This is a genomic window from Nosocomiicoccus ampullae, from assembly GCF_001696685.1.
Taxonomy (GTDB): Bacteria; Bacillota; Bacilli; order Staphylococcales; family Salinicoccaceae; genus Nosocomiicoccus; species Nosocomiicoccus ampullae_A.
In genome coordinates this window covers 103329-120063 of record NZ_MBFG01000002.1, presented here as the reverse complement: position 1 = coordinate 120063, position 16735 = coordinate 103329, and the positions used below count along the sequence as shown (strand labels likewise).

The 16735-nt window shown below is 38.8% G+C and carries 17 protein-coding genes, 1 rRNA gene, 1 pseudogene and 1 other annotated feature (1 of these 20 running past the window's edge); of the genes and pseudogenes, 18 read left to right on the top strand and 1 reads right to left on the bottom strand.

Features of this window, described 5'->3' with window-relative positions; genetic code table 11:
- Nucleotides 1-2554: a sequence feature (mutual gap in cmsearch alignment for this rRNA model is longer than 100), on the top strand; it begins 795 nt to the left of the window's first position.
- A gap of 52 nt (nt 2555-2606) precedes the next feature.
- From rrf to rbsK, 18 genes and pseudogenes are all read left to right on the top strand, one after another.
- Nucleotides 2607-2720: ribosomal RNA gene (gene rrf, locus BBS29_RS02365) — 5S ribosomal RNA — on the top strand.
- A gap of 377 nt (nt 2721-3097) precedes the next feature.
- Nucleotides 3098-3274, top strand: a pseudogene (locus BBS29_RS02360) (ATP-binding cassette domain-containing protein); the annotation flags it as partial.
- 36 nt (nt 3275-3310) lie between these two features.
- On the top strand, nt 3311-3643 hold the full coding sequence (locus BBS29_RS08140; RefSeq protein WP_084778786.1) for an ABC transporter substrate-binding protein: 333 nt from the start codon (nt 3311-3313) through the stop codon (nt 3641-3643).
- A 10-nt stretch (nt 3644-3653) separates the two neighbouring features.
- On the top strand, nt 3654-4856 hold the full coding sequence (locus BBS29_RS02355) for an aminotransferase class I/II-fold pyridoxal phosphate-dependent enzyme (protein ID WP_068128681.1): 1203 nt from the start codon (nt 3654-3656) through the stop codon (nt 4854-4856).
- Between the two features lies 1 nt (nt 4857).
- On the top strand, nt 4858-5484 hold the full coding sequence (gene tmk / locus BBS29_RS02350) for a dTMP kinase (protein ID WP_068128679.1): 627 nt from the start codon (nt 4858-4860) through the stop codon (nt 5482-5484).
- 2 nt (nt 5485-5486) lie between these two features.
- The gene (locus tag BBS29_RS02345; protein ID WP_068128677.1) at nt 5487-5816 is read left to right on the top strand and encodes a cyclic-di-AMP receptor; all 330 of its coding nucleotides are present in this window, start codon (nt 5487-5489) and stop codon (nt 5814-5816) included.
- Between the two features lie 2 nt (nt 5817-5818).
- On the top strand, nt 5819-6712 hold the full coding sequence (locus tag BBS29_RS02340; protein ID WP_068128675.1) for a hypothetical protein: 894 nt from the start codon (nt 5819-5821) through the stop codon (nt 6710-6712).
- A 7-nt stretch (nt 6713-6719) separates the two neighbouring features.
- Nucleotides 6720-7526: a PSP1 domain-containing protein gene (locus BBS29_RS02335; RefSeq protein ID WP_068128674.1), complete on the top strand. Its 807-nt coding sequence runs from the start codon at nt 6720-6722 to the stop codon at nt 7524-7526.
- Nucleotides 7527-7528: 2 nt separating this feature from the next.
- Nucleotides 7529-7849 (top strand): initiation-control protein YabA, encoded by a 321-nt coding sequence (locus BBS29_RS02330; RefSeq protein WP_040928164.1) that lies wholly within the window; start codon nt 7529-7531, stop codon nt 7847-7849.
- Between the two features lie 43 nt (nt 7850-7892).
- Nucleotides 7893-8621, top strand: coding sequence for a tRNA1(Val) (adenine(37)-N6)-methyltransferase (locus tag BBS29_RS02325; RefSeq protein ID WP_068128672.1), 729 nt, complete (start codon nt 7893-7895; stop codon nt 8619-8621).
- Nucleotides 8614-8868, top strand: a complete 255-nt coding sequence (locus tag BBS29_RS02320; protein WP_068128670.1) for a GIY-YIG nuclease family protein — start codon at nt 8614-8616, stop codon at nt 8866-8868. The genes BBS29_RS02325 and BBS29_RS02320 overlap by 8 nt, the downstream gene beginning before the upstream one ends.
- Nucleotides 8865-9686: a 16S rRNA (cytidine(1402)-2'-O)-methyltransferase gene (rsmI, locus tag BBS29_RS02315; RefSeq protein WP_068128668.1), complete on the top strand. Its 822-nt coding sequence runs from the start codon at nt 8865-8867 to the stop codon at nt 9684-9686. The genes BBS29_RS02320 and rsmI overlap by 4 nt, the downstream gene beginning before the upstream one ends.
- A 24-nt stretch (nt 9687-9710) precedes the next feature.
- Nucleotides 9711-11681: a methionine--tRNA ligase gene (metG, locus tag BBS29_RS02310; RefSeq protein WP_068128666.1), complete on the top strand. Its 1971-nt coding sequence runs from the start codon at nt 9711-9713 to the stop codon at nt 11679-11681.
- 15 nt (nt 11682-11696) lie between these two features.
- Nucleotides 11697-12464, top strand: a complete 768-nt coding sequence (locus BBS29_RS02305) for a TatD family hydrolase (protein ID WP_068128665.1) — start codon at nt 11697-11699, stop codon at nt 12462-12464.
- A 45-nt stretch (nt 12465-12509) separates the two neighbouring features.
- Nucleotides 12510-13058 carry a ribonuclease M5 gene (rnmV, locus tag BBS29_RS02300; protein ID WP_246828771.1) on the top strand — a complete coding sequence of 183 codons (549 nt, stop codon included), beginning with the start codon at nt 12510-12512 and terminating at the stop codon, nt 13056-13058.
- Nucleotides 13058-13945 carry a 16S rRNA (adenine(1518)-N(6)/adenine(1519)-N(6))-dimethyltransferase RsmA gene (rsmA, locus tag BBS29_RS02295; RefSeq protein WP_068128778.1) on the top strand — a complete coding sequence of 296 codons (888 nt, stop codon included), beginning with the start codon at nt 13058-13060 and terminating at the stop codon, nt 13943-13945. The genes rnmV and rsmA overlap by 1 nt, the downstream gene beginning before the upstream one ends.
- Nucleotides 13946-14054: 109 nt before the next feature.
- Nucleotides 14055-14342 (top strand): Veg family protein, encoded by a 288-nt coding sequence (locus tag BBS29_RS02290; RefSeq protein WP_040928170.1) that lies wholly within the window; start codon nt 14055-14057, stop codon nt 14340-14342.
- A gap of 429 nt (nt 14343-14771) precedes the next feature.
- The gene (rbsK, locus tag BBS29_RS02285; RefSeq protein ID WP_306452473.1) at nt 14772-15668 is read left to right on the top strand and encodes a ribokinase; all 897 of its coding nucleotides are present in this window, start codon (nt 14772-14774) and stop codon (nt 15666-15668) included.
- A gap of 92 nt (nt 15669-15760) precedes the next feature.
- On the opposite strand, the gene BBS29_RS02280 is transcribed toward rbsK, so the two are convergent.
- Entirely contained in the window at nt 15761-16531 is a 771-nt protein-coding gene (locus BBS29_RS02280; protein ID WP_068128660.1) for a putative hydro-lyase, read from the bottom strand.
- Nucleotides 16532-16735: the final 204 nt, after the last annotated feature.

Sequence of the window (16735 nt, the reverse complement as noted above, 5' to 3'; positions counted from 1 at the left end):
TTAGTGGAAGATTATGGAAAGAATGACCATAGAGGGTAACAGTCCCGTACACGACAAGCGAGCGGACGCTAGAAGTATCCTGAGTACGGCGGAACACGAGGAATTCCGTCGGAATCTGGGAGGACCATCTCCTAAGGCTAAATACTCCTTGGTGACCGATAGTGAACCAGTACCGTGAGGGAAAGGTGAAAAGCACCCCGGGAGGGGAGTGAAATAGAACCTGAAACCGTGTGCCTACAAGTAGTCAGAGCCCTATAAGGGTGATGGCGTGCCTTTTGTATAATGAACCGGCGAGTTACGCATACATGCAAGGTTAAGCAGCGAATGTGGAGCCGAAGCGAAAGCGAGTCTGAAATGGGCGAGTAGTATGTGTGTGTAGACCCGAAACCAGGTGATCTACCCATGACCAGGTTGAAGTCCAGGTAACACTGGATGGAGGACCGAACCGACTTATGTTAAAAAATGACCGGATGAGTTGTGGGTAGGGGTGAAATTCCAATCGAACCTGGAGATAGCTGGTTCTCTCCGAAATATATTTAGGTATAGCCTCATATTATCATCGTGGAGGTAGAGCACTGTTTGGATAAGGGGCCCATCCCGGGTTACCGAGTTCAGACAAACTCCGAATGCCATAGATGAGATGTATGGGAGTCAGACAGTGGGTGATAAGGTCCATTGTCGAAAGGGAAACAGCCCAGACCACCAGTTAAGGTCCCCAAATATATGTTAAGTGGAAAAGGATGTGGCGTTGCACAGACAACTAGGATGTTGGCTTAGAAGCAGCCATCATTTAAAGAGTGCGTAATAGCTCACTAGTCGAGTGACGCTGCGCCGAAAATGTACCGGGGCTAAACATATTACCGAAACTGTGGATCCGCAAGGATGGTAGGAGAGCGTTCTATATGCAGCGAAGCCAAACCGAGAGGGAAAGTGGAGCGTATAGAAGTGAGAATGCCGGTGTGAGTAGCGCAAGACGGGTGAGAATCCCGTCCACCGAAAGACTAAGGTTTCCAGAGGAAGGCTCGTCCGCTCTGGGTAAGTCGGGACCTAAGCCGAGGCAAACAGCGTAGGCGATGGACAACAGGTAGAAATTCCTGTACCGGTGTAACATGAATGAGTGAAGTGGTGACGCAGGAGGAGAATCGAATCGCACGACTGGAAGAGTGCGTGCAAGTGACAAGCTGTCATACCAGGCAAATCCGGTATGAGTGTAAGGTAAGTCATGATGCGGAGGGCGAAGCCCGAAGATCGATATTCACACTGCCAAGAAAACCCGCTAGCGAGTGTTATACTGCCCGTACCGCAAACCGACACAGGTAGTTGGGAAGAGAATTCTAAGGTGAGCGAGCGAACTCTCGTTAAGGAACTCGGCAAAATGACCCCGTAACTTCGGGAGAAGGGGTGCTCATGAAAATGAGCCGCAGTGAATAGGCCCAAGCGACTGTTTATCAAAAACATAGGTCTCTGCCAAACCGAAAGGTGACGTATAGGGGCTGACGCCTGCCCGGTGCTGGAAGGTTAAGAGGCGTGCTTAGCGTAAGCGAAGGTACAAATCGAAGCCCCAGTAAACGGCGGCCGTAACTATAACGGTCCTAAGGTAGCGAAATTCCTTGTCAGGTAAGTTCTGACCCGCACGAAAGGCGTAACGATTTGGGCACTGTCTCAACGAGAGGCTCGGTGAAATCATAGTTCCAGTGAAGATGCTGGATACCCGCGACAGGACGGAAAGACCCCGTGGAGCTTTACTGTAGCTTGATATTGAATCTCGAGTACACCTGTACAGGATAGGTGGGAGTTTAAGAAGCATGCACGTCAGTGTATGTGGAGACGCTGGTGGGATACCACCCTGGTGTACTTGCGGTTCTAACCCGGTACCGTGATCCGGTACGGAGACAGTGTCAGGTGGACAGTTTGACTGGGGCGGTCGCCTCCTAAAATGTAACGGAGGCGCTCAAAGGTTCCCTCAGAATGGTTGGAAATCATTCAAAGAGTGTAAAGGTATAAGGGAGCTTGACTGTGAGACCAACAAGTCGAGCAGGGTCGAAAGACGGACTTAGTGATCCGGTGGTTCCGCATGGAAGGGCCATCGCTCAACGGATAAAAGCTACCCCGGGGATAACAGGCTTATCTCCCCCAAGAGTTCACATCGACGGGGAGGTTTGGCACCTCGATGTCGGCTCATCGCATCCTGGAGCTGTAGTCGGTTCCAAGGGTTGGGCTGTTCGCCCATTAAAGCGGTACGCGAGCTGGGTTCAGAACGTCGTGAGACAGTTCGGTCCCTATCCGTCGTGGGCGTAGGAAATTTGAGAGGCGCTGTCCTTAGTACGAGAGGACCGGGATGGACATACCACTGGTGTACCAGTTGTCGTGCCAACGGCATAGCTGGGTAGCTACGTATGGACGGGATAAATACTGAAAGCATCTAAGTATGAAGCCCCCCTCAAGATGAGATTTCCCTATAGATGCCAGAGAGACGATCTGGTTGATAGGTTTGGCGTGTAAGTATGGTGACATACTCAGCGGACAAATACTAATTCATCGATGACTTATTCAATATGATTTAAGCGTGTATCTACGAATTGCTTCTATTTGGTTTTGAGTGTATGTCTAGTGACGATGGCGGAGAGGCCACACCTGTTCCCATGCCGAACACAGAAGTTAAGCTCTCCAGCGCCGATGGTAGTTCGGTTGACCCGTGCTAGAGTAGGACGTCGCTAGGCACTCATTGGAGACCCTATAGGGTCTCCTTTTTTGTTCTTTTATATTTTATAAAATATAAGTTATATACAGTGGTCGATTATCTTCAGCTTTTAGTTATTTGACGCAAAATCGATTTGCGTTAAATAGTACTTCGTTATGTTAACAATTACTGCATTTGTGTCAACGTATTGCTTTCCCTTTTTACGCAAGCCCTGTTTTTATTAAAATAATAGAAGCTTGTTTATACAAAATATCTTTGCGTTAATATCTTTTTATTTATTTGACAATTAATTTATTTCTTCATTCTTTAACACTACTAGTCCCTTCTTTTGAATTTGCCTTATAGAATATCTATAATGAACCGTATACCTTTAGAAAAAAGCCACAGGAGGTTACTATGATCTCATTTAGAAATGTAACAAAAGCATATTGCGATTTTTTAGCCGTTGATCATATAAATTTTGATATAGAGTCAAATGAGTTATTTGTTATCATTGGTCCATCTGGTAGCGGAAAGACGACAACGATGGAAATGATTAACCGTTTAACAGATATGACAGAAGGCGACATATATATATGATAAAAACATCAAAGACATCAATAAAGTCGAATTGAAACGTTAGATTCAGGGATCGTTTATGAGTCTCTTCGTACGAATAACATCGACGTTGCAGACGTATACGCAACAGACGCGCGAATCGAGGCGTTTGATTTAAAGGTAATAGAAGACGATAAAAATCTATTCCCACCATATTACGCGGCACCTGTCGTAAATAAAGAACTTCTTAAAAAACATCCAGAGCTTAGAGATATTTTAAATTCATTTGCAGGAAAGATCGATGACGACAGAATGCGTGAATTAAATAAACGTGTCGACATCAACGGTAAAACTGAAAAAGAAGTTGCGATGGAGTTATTAAGAGAAGAAGGCTTAATTGATTAGAGGTAATTAAATGAAATTACAAGATGCATTAAAAAAAGTAAGCAGCGGTATTTCAATGCACGTTCCTGGCCATAAAAATAATACGATTGGTTTTTTATCTGACATTAAAATCGATTATGATTTAACGGAAGTTCCAGGATTAGATAATTTACATGAACCTGAAGACGTACTAAAAGAATTAAACGACACACTAGGCAGTCCGTATAATAGATACGCACAACTCGTTGTAAATGGTTCTACGACAGGGATGTTAGCATCGATACACGCATTAAATCATCAAAATAATAATTTTTTCTATATTGATGACGCTCATAAATCTTTATATAATGGGCTTTCTTTGCTCGATAAAACACCTCTAGAATTTCGTTTGAGTCACATTAAAAAAGGAGACGTCGTCGTTATAACGTCTCCGACTTATTATGGTGACGTGTTAGATGTTAAAGATACGATTACTGATGTTAAACAGCGTGGAGGTTACGTTATTGTCGATGAAGCGCACGGTGCACATTTTAGTATGACAGAAAACTTTCCATCTTCACTTATCGATAGTGACGCCGATGTCGTGATTCAGTCGTATCATAAAATGTTGCCGAGTTTAACTGGCGCTTCAGTCACGTTTGTTAAAGATAAATCAATTCATGATCGTATGATGCACTATATTAATATAATTGAAACGTCATCGCCGAATTATTTAGTGATGGCATCAATCGAAAGTGCACAACGCTTTTATAATACATTTGATGATCTTATATTTTTTAAAAAACGTGAACAGTTAATTCATCATTTAAAGCAGTGTGATATATCTGTTGAAACTGTCGATGATCCTGCAAAAATTGTATTAAACAAAGAGGGTCACTCCCCATATGATTTAGAACGTAGTCTTAGAAACGTTCACATCTATAGTGAAATGGTGAGTGAGCGCGGGGTGCTTTGGTGCTTACCGTTATGGCATGATAACGACCGATATCCGTTTGAACAATTATTAGAAGCGATTAGGAATTTAACAGTTAAGGAGTTAGATGAAATAACAATCGATATTTCTGAACTCCACGGTAAACGTGCAGTTGAAACAATCACGCCGTATCCGCCAGGCGTTCCGTTAATATTAGCAGGTGAAGTGATTGATATTAATAGACTGGATGAATTTGTTAAGAAAAATGTTAAAATAGAAGGACTAAGGAAAAACTTAGAGTATTATAATATAGAGGTATAACATGGGTATCTTCATTACGTTTGAAGGGCCAGAAGGGTCCGGAAAATCAACGATAATACAAGGTGTGAACGATTATCTTTTAAAACATCATGAAACGCTTGTCACGCGTGAACCAGGGGGTATTCCGTTAAGCGAGTCGATACGAGACTTATTGTTAGAAGAAACGTATCATATGGATGGACATACAGAAGCACTACTATTTGCAGCGAGTAGACGTGTTCATTTAGTTGAAAAGATACTTCCTGCATTAAATCATGGTAAAATTGTATTATGCGATCGATTTATAGATAGTAGTTTGGCATATCAAGGTTACGCAAGAGGGTTAGGATTTGATCCGATATTTCAAATTAACAAATTTGCGATCGATACACATATGCCAGATTTAACGATTTACTTAAAACTCGATCCAAAAATTGGGTTGTTACGTAAAAAAGATAATGACGTTGAACATAACCGTCTAGACAACGAAGAGATAGACTTTCATGAACGTGTAGTTATGGGATATAATAAGTTATCAGAACAGTATCCGGAGCGCATTAAAACGATTGATGCGAATCAAGACATAGACGCTGTATTACACGATACGATTGATGCAATCACACAATTTATAAAATCTAGAGGTGAATAGTCATGAAAATGGTAATTGCGATCGTTCAAGATCACGACAGTCAAAGACTTTCAGATAAATTAACGAAAAATAATTTTAGAAACACGAAACTCGCTTCAACAGGGGGCTTTTTACGTTCAGGTAACACGACATTCCTTTGTGGTGTTCAAGATGAGCGCGTCGATGAGTTATTAAACGTTATCAATGACACATGCGGAAACCGCGAACAAACAGTTGCACCAGTAACTCCGATGGGTGGCAACGCGGATTCATATATTCCGTATCCAGTAGAAGTAGAAGTAGGCGGAGCGACAGTATTCGTCCTACCGATTGAACAATTTGAAAGATTTTAAGTATGGTCGATATTTCTCATACGTTAAATAAAATCATCGAAAATAATAAGCTCAGTCATACGTACTTATTTGAAAGTGATTCTTTAGAGACGTTAAAATCTGTATCTATGGAATTCGCAACGAAAATTCTTTCAGATGATACGCGCAGCAAAACAATGGTTGAATCGCTGAATCATCCAGATTTTTATTATCTACAAACAGATAGAGCGACAATTAAAAAAGAAGACGTTCAAGACGTCATGTACCAAATGAGTCAAAAGCCGGTTCAATCAAACTTTAAAGTTTATATTATTGAATCGTTTGAAAAGCTAACAGTTCAAGCAGAAAATAGTCTGTTAAAGTTTTTAGAAGAACCACCAAAAAATACAATTGCGATATTGCTTACAACAGATAAGAGTAATATTTTACCGACGACACTATCAAGAAGTCAGTATATGTATATACCGAGAAGACAAGATGAAACAATCGAAGAGTTATCTCATCTTTCTCATGGGCTACAGCAAATCGTCAGTCAGTATGGACTTGATTATCATCACATCATTGAACTTGAAGATCGATTTTCAAAAATTGTAACGGAATCAAAGAAAGTAGCTGAACTGTGGCTGAAAAAAGACGCACGCGCGTTAATCCGTTTGACGTCTCTCGTAGAACTATGTAAAGAACGTAAAGATTATTTCTTAGTGTTAACGTTATTAGATGGTATGATGCGTGAAGCAATGTATGACGTATTACAAATTGAGCAGTCGAAACTATTTAACATTGAACTAACAAACTTAGTCAATGTGATTCAATTGACAAGAAACTTAGAAAAGATAGAAGAAGCAAATAAAATGCTGAACTTCAATGTAAACAATATGCTCGTTTTGGAGAGCATGATTATTAGCTCGAAAGGTTGAGCGTGTTATGCTGACAGTAGTAAAAGCAACACTTTTAAAATATAACGAAATAGTATTTATTGAAGTAAAAAACGGTGAACAACTAAAATATGATGACATCATCGTCGCAGAGACGAGACACGGTAAGTTTTTACACAAAGTCCTTCAAGAAAATATAAACGTCACAGAGGAAAACATCGTCGAGCCAGACGGTCGTTTTATCCGTCTAGCGACAGACGAAGACTTTGAAAATGATGCACTAAATGATAGAGATGCAGAAGCGGCATTACAGTTTTGTAGAGACGCTGTTAAAGATGAAAAACTTGGTATGCATTTAATTACGTCGAAGTATTCATTAGATAAAGAAAAACTTATATTTTTCTATACGGCGGATGAACGTGTCGATTTTAGATCGCTCGTACGTATTCTTGCTCAAGAATTTAAAACGCGTATCGAGTTAAGACAAGTCGGTCTACGAGAAAAAGCGCGTTATCTTGGTGGCGTAGGCCCATGTGGCTATAGTCACTGTTGTTCGACTTATTTAGGTAGCTTTGAACCGGTGTCAATACAAATGGCGAAAAACCAAGACTTATCACTCACGCCAGTTAAAATATCTGGAGCGTGTGGTCGTTTAATGTGCTGTTTAAGTTACGAGAATGATCATTACGAATCTGCGCGTAAAAGGTTGCCAGATGTCGGTGAGTTTATCTACACACCGAAAGGTAAAGTTGAGGTTATCGGTTTAAATATATTAGAACTACAAATCCGCACGAAAAATAAAGATAACTATATTTACGAATTTAGTTTAGACGAATTAGAAGCAAATGAGGTGTAGTAATGCGAGATGAGCTATTTGATCATATTCTCAAAATGGAAAAACACCTTGAAACGATGAATGCTGAATTCGATGAGTTAAAGACACGAACAGTAAAGCTGTTAGAAGAAAATGTTCGTTTAGAAATGGAAAATAACAACTTTAAACAATTGTTAATAGAGACAACGGCGGACAAAGAGAAGCCAGAACGCGAATCATTTAAAAGCAATACGTTACAAAGTATGTACGATGAAGGTTTTCACGTCTGTAACGTATCGTTTGGGACACATCGTCACGGTGAAAAATGTCTCTTCTGCCAAGAAATTTTAACTCGAGACTTATAAAAGCAGCGTTTAGCTGCTTTTATTTTATGGGGAGATATGATTTATGTTAAAAGAAAACGAACGTTTAGATGAGTTATATCGTGAGAATATGCAAATCATTCAAAGTGAAGAAACGTTTAGCTTTTCTATTGATGCGTTATTACTTGCAAACTTTGTCCACGTTACAAAGCGTGTTAAAACAATCGCAGATTTTTGTACAGGAAATGGGATTATTCCGTTGCTTTTATCTTATAAAACGAAAAAGCCAATTACCGGAATCGAAGTCCAGGAAAGACTTGTCGATATGGCTAAGCGTTCAATAGAATTAAACGATAAAAGCACACAGATAGAGATTGAGCACCTCGATTTAAATGATGTAAAATTAAAGTACAACCACTCAGTGTTTGATTTAATTACAGTAAATCCACCGTACTTTAAAAACAATCAGCCGACGCATAGTTTGACGCATCACGAAATCGCACGCAGTGAAGTTTTAATTGATTTAAAAGGGATTATTAAAGCGGCACGTTACCTCATTAACAATAAAGGTAAATTTTATATGGTACACCGTGCAGAACGTGTGCATGAAATTATCTCATTATTACATGAACATAATTTTACAGTATCAAAACTACAATTTGTTTATAGTAAACGAACGAATGAGACTGCGCACTTTGTGCTCGTTGAATCGATATTTAATAGTACCGCGCTCGTAAAAGTGTTACCGCCACTTTATATTTACGATGAAAATGGCACATACACAAAAGAAGTGGAAGAGATATATTATGGGTAAACATCATATCTATATCGCACAATGTAGTGACGGCACGTATTACACGGGATATGCAATCGACGTCGATGCACGTATCGACGTACATAATAGTGGTAAAGGTGCGAAATACACACGCGCAAGACGTCCAGTCACTTTAAAATATACAGAGTGTTTTAACACGAAAAGTGAAGCGTTAAAACGAGAATATGAGATTAAACAATTCACGCGTGTACAAAAAGAAGCTTTAATGTCTGAGGTGAAACGATGAATTTATACATTGTAGGGACACCGATTGGTAACTTAGAAGATGCGAGTTTTAGACAAATTGATACTCTAAAAAACGTCGATGTTATTTTAGCGGAAGATACGCGAATGACGATCAAATTATTAAATCATTTTGATATCGATATACCATTAAAAAGTTATCACGATTTTAACAAAGAGACAGCGACAAAAGATATAATAGAAAAGATGAAAGACGGCACGGTGTTCGCACTTGTGAGTGATGCTGGGATGCCAATTATATCTGATCCAGGATATGAACTTGTTAAAAGTATGCAACAGGAAGATTTAAAATATACAGTGATTCCAGCAGCGAGTGCATTTCAGCAAGCAATTGTATTATCTGGTATCGAATCATTTGAATTCACATACTTCGGATTTTTACCAAAATCTAATAAGAAACGAAAAGAAAAGTTAGAAGAAATTCTAACTCACGATAAAACATCCGTCTTATATGAGTCGCCATATCGTGTAAAACAACTCATCGACGATATTTATAAATTCGATGAAAATAGAGCCGTTTCAATCTCTCGAGAAATCACGAAAAAATTCGAACAAACGGTGACAGACTCAGCTAAAAACGTTAAAGAAATGCTCGCGTCAGACATCCCTTTAAAGGGCGAATTTGTTATAGTAATAGAAGGATATATTGACGATTCAGTTGAAGAATTTGATATGGATATAAACACACATGTCGATATACTAATTGAAAGAGGATTAAAACCAAAAGCCGCCATTAAAGAAGTGGCAAAATTACGTAAATTAAAAACACAAGACGTATATGATACGTATCATAGAATTTAATAAATGAAGACAGAGGAGATTTCCATGACGAAAGAAACATTTTATATTACGACGCCAATTTACTATCCGAGTGGTCAACTGCACATCGGTAATTCGTATACAACAATCGCAACAGATGTTCTTGCACGCTATAAGCGCCTACAAGGATACGACGTGCACTACTTAACAGGTACAGATGAGCATGGTCAAAAAATTGAAACGAAAGCAAAAAGCTTAAATGAATCACCAAAACAGTATCTCGATGGTATGGTAAAAGATATTAAAGAGCTGTGGGAATTACTAGACATTACAAATGATCAGTTTATCCGTACGACAGATGAGTACCATAAAAAAGCAGTTCAAGATATTTTTGAGCAACTGTTAGAGCAAGGTGATATTTATCTTGGAGAGTATGAAGGTTGGTATTCAGTATCAGACGAAGAATACTTTACAGAAACACAACTCGCTGAAGTATATAAAGATGAAGACGGCAATGTAATTGGTGGTAAAGCGCCGAGCGGTCACGAAGTTGAGCGTGTAAAAGAAGAAAGTTATTTCTTTAAGATGAGTAAGTATGCGGATCAGCTATTAGATTATTATGATAAAAACCCAGAGTTTATTTTACCATTATCAAGAAAGCATGAAATGATCAATAACTTTATTAAGCCAGGACTCGAAGACTTAGCGGTAACGCGTACGTCATTTAGTTGGGGAATCCCAGTGCGTTCAAACCCGAAACACGTCATTTACGTATGGATTGACGCACTTGCAAACTACATTACAGCACTTGGGTATAAAAGTGATGACCCGTCTAACTTTGAAAAATATTGGCCAGCAAACGTTCAAATGATCGGTAAAGAAATCGTACGTTTCCATGCGATTTATTGGCCGATTATGTTACTTGCTCTAGATCTTCCATTACCTAAACGTATCTTTGGTCACGGCTGGTTACTGATGAAAGACGGTAAAATGTCTAAGTCTAAAGGGAACGTCGTGTATCCAGGTATGCTCGTTGAGCGCTTTGGACTCGATGCAGTACGTTACTACTTAATGCGTGAAGTACCATTTGGTTCTGACGGAGTATTTACACCTGAAGCATTCGTTGACCGTATGAACTACGATTTAGCGAACGATTTAGGAAACTTAGTGAACCGTACAGTATCGATGATTAACAAATACTTCGGTGGAGAAGTTCCGGAGTATAACGGAGCACAAAACGACTTTGACGCTGACTTAGAACGCACAGTAAAAGAAAGCATTGAAAAGTATGAACATTCAATGGACGATTTACAGTTTAACCGCGCACTTGAAGCGGTATGGACAATTGTAAGCCGTACGAACAAATATATCGATGAAACAACACCATGGATTTTAGCTCGTGAAGAAAAAACAGAAGCACTTGGAAACGTGATGGTTCATCTCGCTGAAAATATCCGTATTATCGGTATTTTAACGCAACCATTCTTAACGAGAGGTTCTAAAAAGATTTTTGAACAACTCGGATTGACTGAAGAAATTCAAACAGAGTACAACACAATTTACACATATGGACAAGTTGCATTTAGCTCACCAGTATCAAAGAAAGCAACGCCAATTTATCCAAGACTTGAAGTCGAAGAAGAAGTTCAGTTTATTAAAGAAGAGATGGCCAAGACTGCTCCAGCAGCACCTAAAGAAGACGCTGAAGAAGTAGAAGAAATTTCGATTGATGACTTTGATAAAGTCGAAATTAAAGTCGCAACAATCGTAAACGCATCAGAACATCCAAAAGCAGATAAATTACTAAAGATTCAAGTCGATCTAGGAAATGAAGAGCGTCAAATCGTGTCAGGTATTCGCGAGCATTATGAAGCGGATGAAATAATCGGTAAAAAAGTACTCGTCGTGACGAACTTAAAACCTGTGAAACTTCGCGGAGAGCTTTCTCAAGGAATGATTCTAACAGCAGAAAAAGATGCACGATTAACGCTCGTATCTGTACCAAACGGTATAGAAAACGGAAGCATTGTAAAGTAATTAAGGAGTGATTCGATGCTAATTGATACACACGTTCACTTAAACGCAGATCAATATGAAGGTGAAGTTGATGCGGTAATAGAACGCGCAAAAGAAAACGGCGTAGAAAAATTCGTCGTTATCGGGTTTGACCGTAAAACAATTGAGCGTACGATGGAATTAATCGAATCGTATGACGAAGTGTACGGCGTTATCGGATGGCATCCAGTCGACGCAGTTGATTGTACGGATGAGGATTTAGAGTGGATTGAGTCATTATCCAGTCACGAAAAAATCGTCGCTATCGGCGAAATCGGACTCGACTATCACTGGGATAAGTCACCAAAAGACATTCAAAAAGAAGTGTTTATTAAACAAATTGAACTCGCAAAGCGTGTGAATTTACCGATTGTCATCCACAATAGAGATGCAGATGAAGACACGATAGACATATTAGAATCGCACGATGCAAAATCAGTCGGTGGTATTATGCATTCATTCCATAACGGTACTGATGAACAAATCGACCGTGTGTTAAATATGGGCTTTTACGTATCACTTGCTGGTGTTATTACATTTAAAAATGTGAAGCGTCCGAAAGAAGTGGCGCAATATGTGCCGCTCGACAGATTACTCGTCGAAACAGACGCACCATATTTAACACCCCATCCATTTAGAGGCAAACGTAACGAGCCAAAACTCGTTCGACTCGTCGCTGAAGAAATCGCACAACTGCGTGGAATTTCTGTAGAAGAAGTCGAAAAGGCAACGACAGAAAATGCAAAGAGAATATATAATATTTAAATAGGGGCTATAATGCCCCTGTTTTTCTTAAAAGGAAGAATTATAGTGAAACCATACATACGAGAGGTCATTATCGTTGAAGGCCGAGACGACACACGTCGTTTAAATGAGGTGTTTGATTGTGAGACTATTGAAACGAACGGCTCAGCAATAAACAAACGAACACTCGATGAAATCGAAGTCGCATTAAATACACGTGGTGCAATTATATTTACAGATCCAGATTACCCCGGACAAAAGATTCGAAATACGATACTTGAACGATTTCCAAATATTAAAGAGGCGTTCATCAGTCGTAACAAAGCCAAAAACAAACGAGGGAAAATCGGCGTTGAAAATGCATCGCCCGAAGATTTAAAAGATGCGCTAAAAAGAGTCGTGACGAGTGCTAAAACTGAAGTCGAAACGATAACAAAAAGTGACATGATCGACTTACAGTTATCCGGGCAACCAGATTCTAAAAAAAGACGCCATCACGTGGCAGAGAAGCTAAACATAGGATACGCGAATGCAAATAGTATGCGTCAAAAATTTAACCGATATAACATTCAAAAAGAGTTGATTTTAGACGCTTTAAAAGATTATAAGGAATGATAGAGATGAAAGACATCGCAACAATTGGTCGTACAAAAGAAATCGTTGAAAAGTATAACTTTAGCACGAAAAAAAGTTTAGGACAGAATTTTTTAATCGACAGAAATATTATACAAGAAGTGTTAAAAAAAGCGAGAATTAACGACGACATCGGTGTTATTGAAGTAGGTCCAGGGATTGGGTCACTGACTGAACAGCTTGCAAAAGTGGCTAAAAAAGTCGTCGCATTTGAAATCGACGATCGCCTGATTCCAGTGCTTAACGACACGTTAAGTCCATATGACAACATTAAAATCATCCATGAAGACGTCTTACAGGCTGATATTGGAAAGGTCATTAAAGAGGAATTCTCTGACGTAAAAGAAGTTATCGTCGTCGCAAACTTACCGTATTATATTACGACACCGATTCTTATGAACTTTTTAATGTATCATAAAGAGATTTCACGCTTTTACACGATGATGCAAAAAGAAGTCGGTGAACGTCTAAGTGCGTCACCGAGTAGCAAGAGTTATGGTTCTTTATCGATTGCGATTCAGTACTATACAGAAGCTAAAATCATTCAAAACGTACCAAAAACAGTGTTTATGCCACCACCAAACGTTGACTCGATCGTCGTAGAACTCGTGAGACACGAAAATCCTCCTGTCAAAGTAGACGATGAAGAAACATTCTTTAAACTGACGCGTGGTGCGTTCGTCATGAGAAGAAAGACGATATACAATAACTATCAAAGCTTATTTAAAGACGGGAAAAAGAAAAAAGAAGACATATTAGCGATGTTAGAAGCCGCTGAAATCGATCCGAAAAGACGCGGTGAAAGCTTGTCAAAACAAGAATACGCACGTATTTATGAAAGCTTCAAAAATAGTAATCTTAAATTTTAACAAATATGAATCTCAATGTATAGTCTAAACCCGTATCTTTTTAAAATAAATTGACTAAATTGTGAAAAAATGGTACAATAAGATAAGTAAAGATAAGGGTGGATGAACTATGGCAAAGACATTGAGAGATATAAGAGGAATCTTAGAAGACGAAGTAGGAAATCCAGTATTACTTGAAGCACAAGGCGGTAGACGAACAATCGTAAGACGAAAAGGTGTGTTAAGAGAAACACATCCAGCAATCTTCATCGTCGAGCTCGATCCAGAAAAACATAATTTTGAATGCGTATCATATTCATACTCAGACATCTTGACTAAACATGTAGAAGTCACAGTTTTCAATGAGGACAAGACAGAGAAGCTTGTATTGATTGAAGACGAAGAAGTGGCAAACTAAATACTTAAATTATAGAACTGCACATCAATGATGTGTAGTTTTTTATTTGAACTTGTTGCTCATGAGGATGCGGCTACAGATACCATGTGAAATCAATAGTGCACCATAAAGTGCAACAGAATAAGCAAACTTTCCCTCAGAAAGATAGAAGCCGTAAACTGATAAGTAAATTCCAAGACCAACAAGTAAAAATAAGTTATAGAAAGGGAATGTTTTCCACTCCATTAAAATAATTTCTTTTTAATTTAATTTATATTATTATAACTTTATTTTATATAATACGAAATAAATAAATGAAATCAATACGACTTTCTGTTATCGATATTATCTCTATTATGTCTCGTATAACTATCGACTTTTAATTGTTTGTTTTATACTGTTAGAATCATATAAACGAATAAAATTTGTAAAAGCTAAGGATGATAATCAATGACAATTCCAAAGATTACGGTCGTTGGGAGTTTGAATATGGATCTCGTCGTTACGACAGATATCGTTCCGAAAACAGGAGAGACGGTTATTGGTAATGATTTTGTGACGACGTGTGGTGGTAAAGGAGCGAACCAAGCAGTAGCAGCGAGAGAACTCGGAAGTGACGTGACGTTTATCGGTAGAATTGGATACGACGTTTACGGTAAAGAGATTCTAGAAAACTTTAAGTCGCGCGGAATTACCTTTGTTGATGAAACACCTGTTAAAAACGTATCGACAGGGCTTGCGTGTATTACACTTGCTGACAAAGACAACTCGATTATTATCGTGCCTGGTGCAAACTCACACGTAACACCTGAATTTTTAGAAGTACATAAAGATAAAGTAATCGATAGTGATTACGTGTTAACACAGCTAGAAATTCCAATCGAAACAGTCGATTATCTCGCGACAATTTGTAAAGAAAACGATGTGCCGTTAATAGTGAATCCAGCGCCAGCATCGGCACTCACGGACAACATTTTAGACGCATGTACATACATCACACCGAACAAAATCGAGCTGGATCAGTTAAAGTCCTACCACTCAAATTTAATGGATGATTATATCGACAAAATTATCGTGACGAACGGTTCGAATGGTTGTTTTTATTATGAAGATAAAAAAGAAGTAAGTATCGGAAGTTTTAAAGCAGAAGTTGTCGATACGACAGGAGCAGGAGACACTTTTAACGGCGCACTTGTAAGTGAACTCGCACGCGGAAAAGGTTTGAAAGAAAGTTTACGATTTGCGAACGCATCAGGTGCACTGAGTGTTACGAAATTCGGCGCGCAAAGTGGAATGCCGACGCGCGAAGAAGTTTTAGCAATATTAGAAGCAAAGCATAAAAACTAAATGCATTATAAAAAGTACGAGTCCTATTTGAACTCTCGAATGGTTGGTTTTGATAGCCAAACGGATAGAAGTTTCAAAATAGGACTCATTTTTTATTCTTCTTTAAACGCCTCGTTATTAATGTCAGTAATAAACATATGCCCTGGTTTATGGCTAATCATAATCGAAGGTTTCGCTTGTAAAATTGCGTTTTGTGGAGTGACTCCACATCCCCAAAATACTGGTACTTCATCGTCTGCAATATCAATCGAATCACCGTAATCAGGTTTTGTAATATCTTCGATCCCAATTGCACGTGGATCTCCGACATGAACCGGACCTCCATGCATATTTTTAAACTGAGATGTAATCTCGATTGCTTTATCAACTAGATTCTTTTTAATCGGGCGCATTGAAACGACCATATTACCATGAAAAATACCTGCACGCTCTGTTGGGATGTTCGTTTTATACATCGCGACGTTTTTATGTTGTTCAATATGCTTAAGCGAGATATCGCCTTTCATTAGCGCGTCTTCGAAAGTAAAGCTACATCCGATTAAAAATGAAACAAAATCATCTTGCCAAATGTCTGTTACGTCTTCGACGGTGTCGACGAGCGTTCCGTTTTTATAAATGTTATAAAATGGAATATCAGTACGAATATCCGAATCCTTTGCGAAGCGGCTGTTACACTTACCATCTTCGAGCACTTCAATAATCGGAATGGGTGTTGGATTGCGAAGTGCATATAGTAAAAAATCAAATGCATACGATTTAGGTAGCACAACAAGATTCGCCTGCACGTTATCATTTGCTAAGCCAGACGTCGTATTCTTATGTCGGCCATTACGAATCTGTTTACGAATTTCATAGGCATCCATAATATCTCTCCTCGATCAAAATGTTACTTATAGTTTACAGGAGTTTTGTGGAGATAGGGGTTTTTGAGTGATGAAAGAGTAATAAGACAACATTTCGAAATTATATTTAACAAAAAATCGTGATTTTGTTAGATATCCGGATATATTTAACATATTTCGTCCGAATTAATCACTTTTTGTTAAATATAATTTTTTATCTAACAA

Coding starts and splice junctions, on each gene's coding strand:
- BBS29_RS02355 (WP_068128681.1), top strand. CDS start 3,654: ATGAAATTACAAGATGCATTAAAAAAAGTAAGCAGCGGTATTTCAATG.
- tmk (WP_068128679.1), top strand. CDS start 4,858: ATGGGTATCTTCATTACGTTTGAAGGGCCAGAAGGGTCCGGAAAATCA.
- BBS29_RS02345 (WP_068128677.1), top strand. CDS start 5,487: ATGAAAATGGTAATTGCGATCGTTCAAGATCACGACAGTCAAAGACTT.
- BBS29_RS02340 (WP_068128675.1), top strand. CDS start 5,819: ATGGTCGATATTTCTCATACGTTAAATAAAATCATCGAAAATAATAAG.
- BBS29_RS02335 (WP_068128674.1), top strand. CDS start 6,720: ATGCTGACAGTAGTAAAAGCAACACTTTTAAAATATAACGAAATAGTA.
- BBS29_RS02330 (WP_040928164.1), top strand. CDS start 7,529: ATGCGAGATGAGCTATTTGATCATATTCTCAAAATGGAAAAACACCTT.
- BBS29_RS02325 (WP_068128672.1), top strand. CDS start 7,893: ATGTTAAAAGAAAACGAACGTTTAGATGAGTTATATCGTGAGAATATG.
- BBS29_RS02320 (WP_068128670.1), top strand. CDS start 8,614: ATGGGTAAACATCATATCTATATCGCACAATGTAGTGACGGCACGTAT.
- rsmI (WP_068128668.1), top strand. CDS start 8,865: ATGAATTTATACATTGTAGGGACACCGATTGGTAACTTAGAAGATGCG.
- metG (WP_068128666.1), top strand. CDS start 9,711: ATGACGAAAGAAACATTTTATATTACGACGCCAATTTACTATCCGAGT.
- BBS29_RS02305 (WP_068128665.1), top strand. CDS start 11,697: ATGCTAATTGATACACACGTTCACTTAAACGCAGATCAATATGAAGGT.
- BBS29_RS02290 (WP_040928170.1), top strand. CDS start 14,055: ATGGCAAAGACATTGAGAGATATAAGAGGAATCTTAGAAGACGAAGTA.
- rbsK (WP_306452473.1), top strand. CDS start 14,772: ATGACAATTCCAAAGATTACGGTCGTTGGGAGTTTGAATATGGATCTC.
- BBS29_RS02280 (WP_068128660.1), bottom strand. CDS start 16,531: ATGGATGCCTATGAAATTCGTAAACAGATTCGTAATGGCCGACATAAG.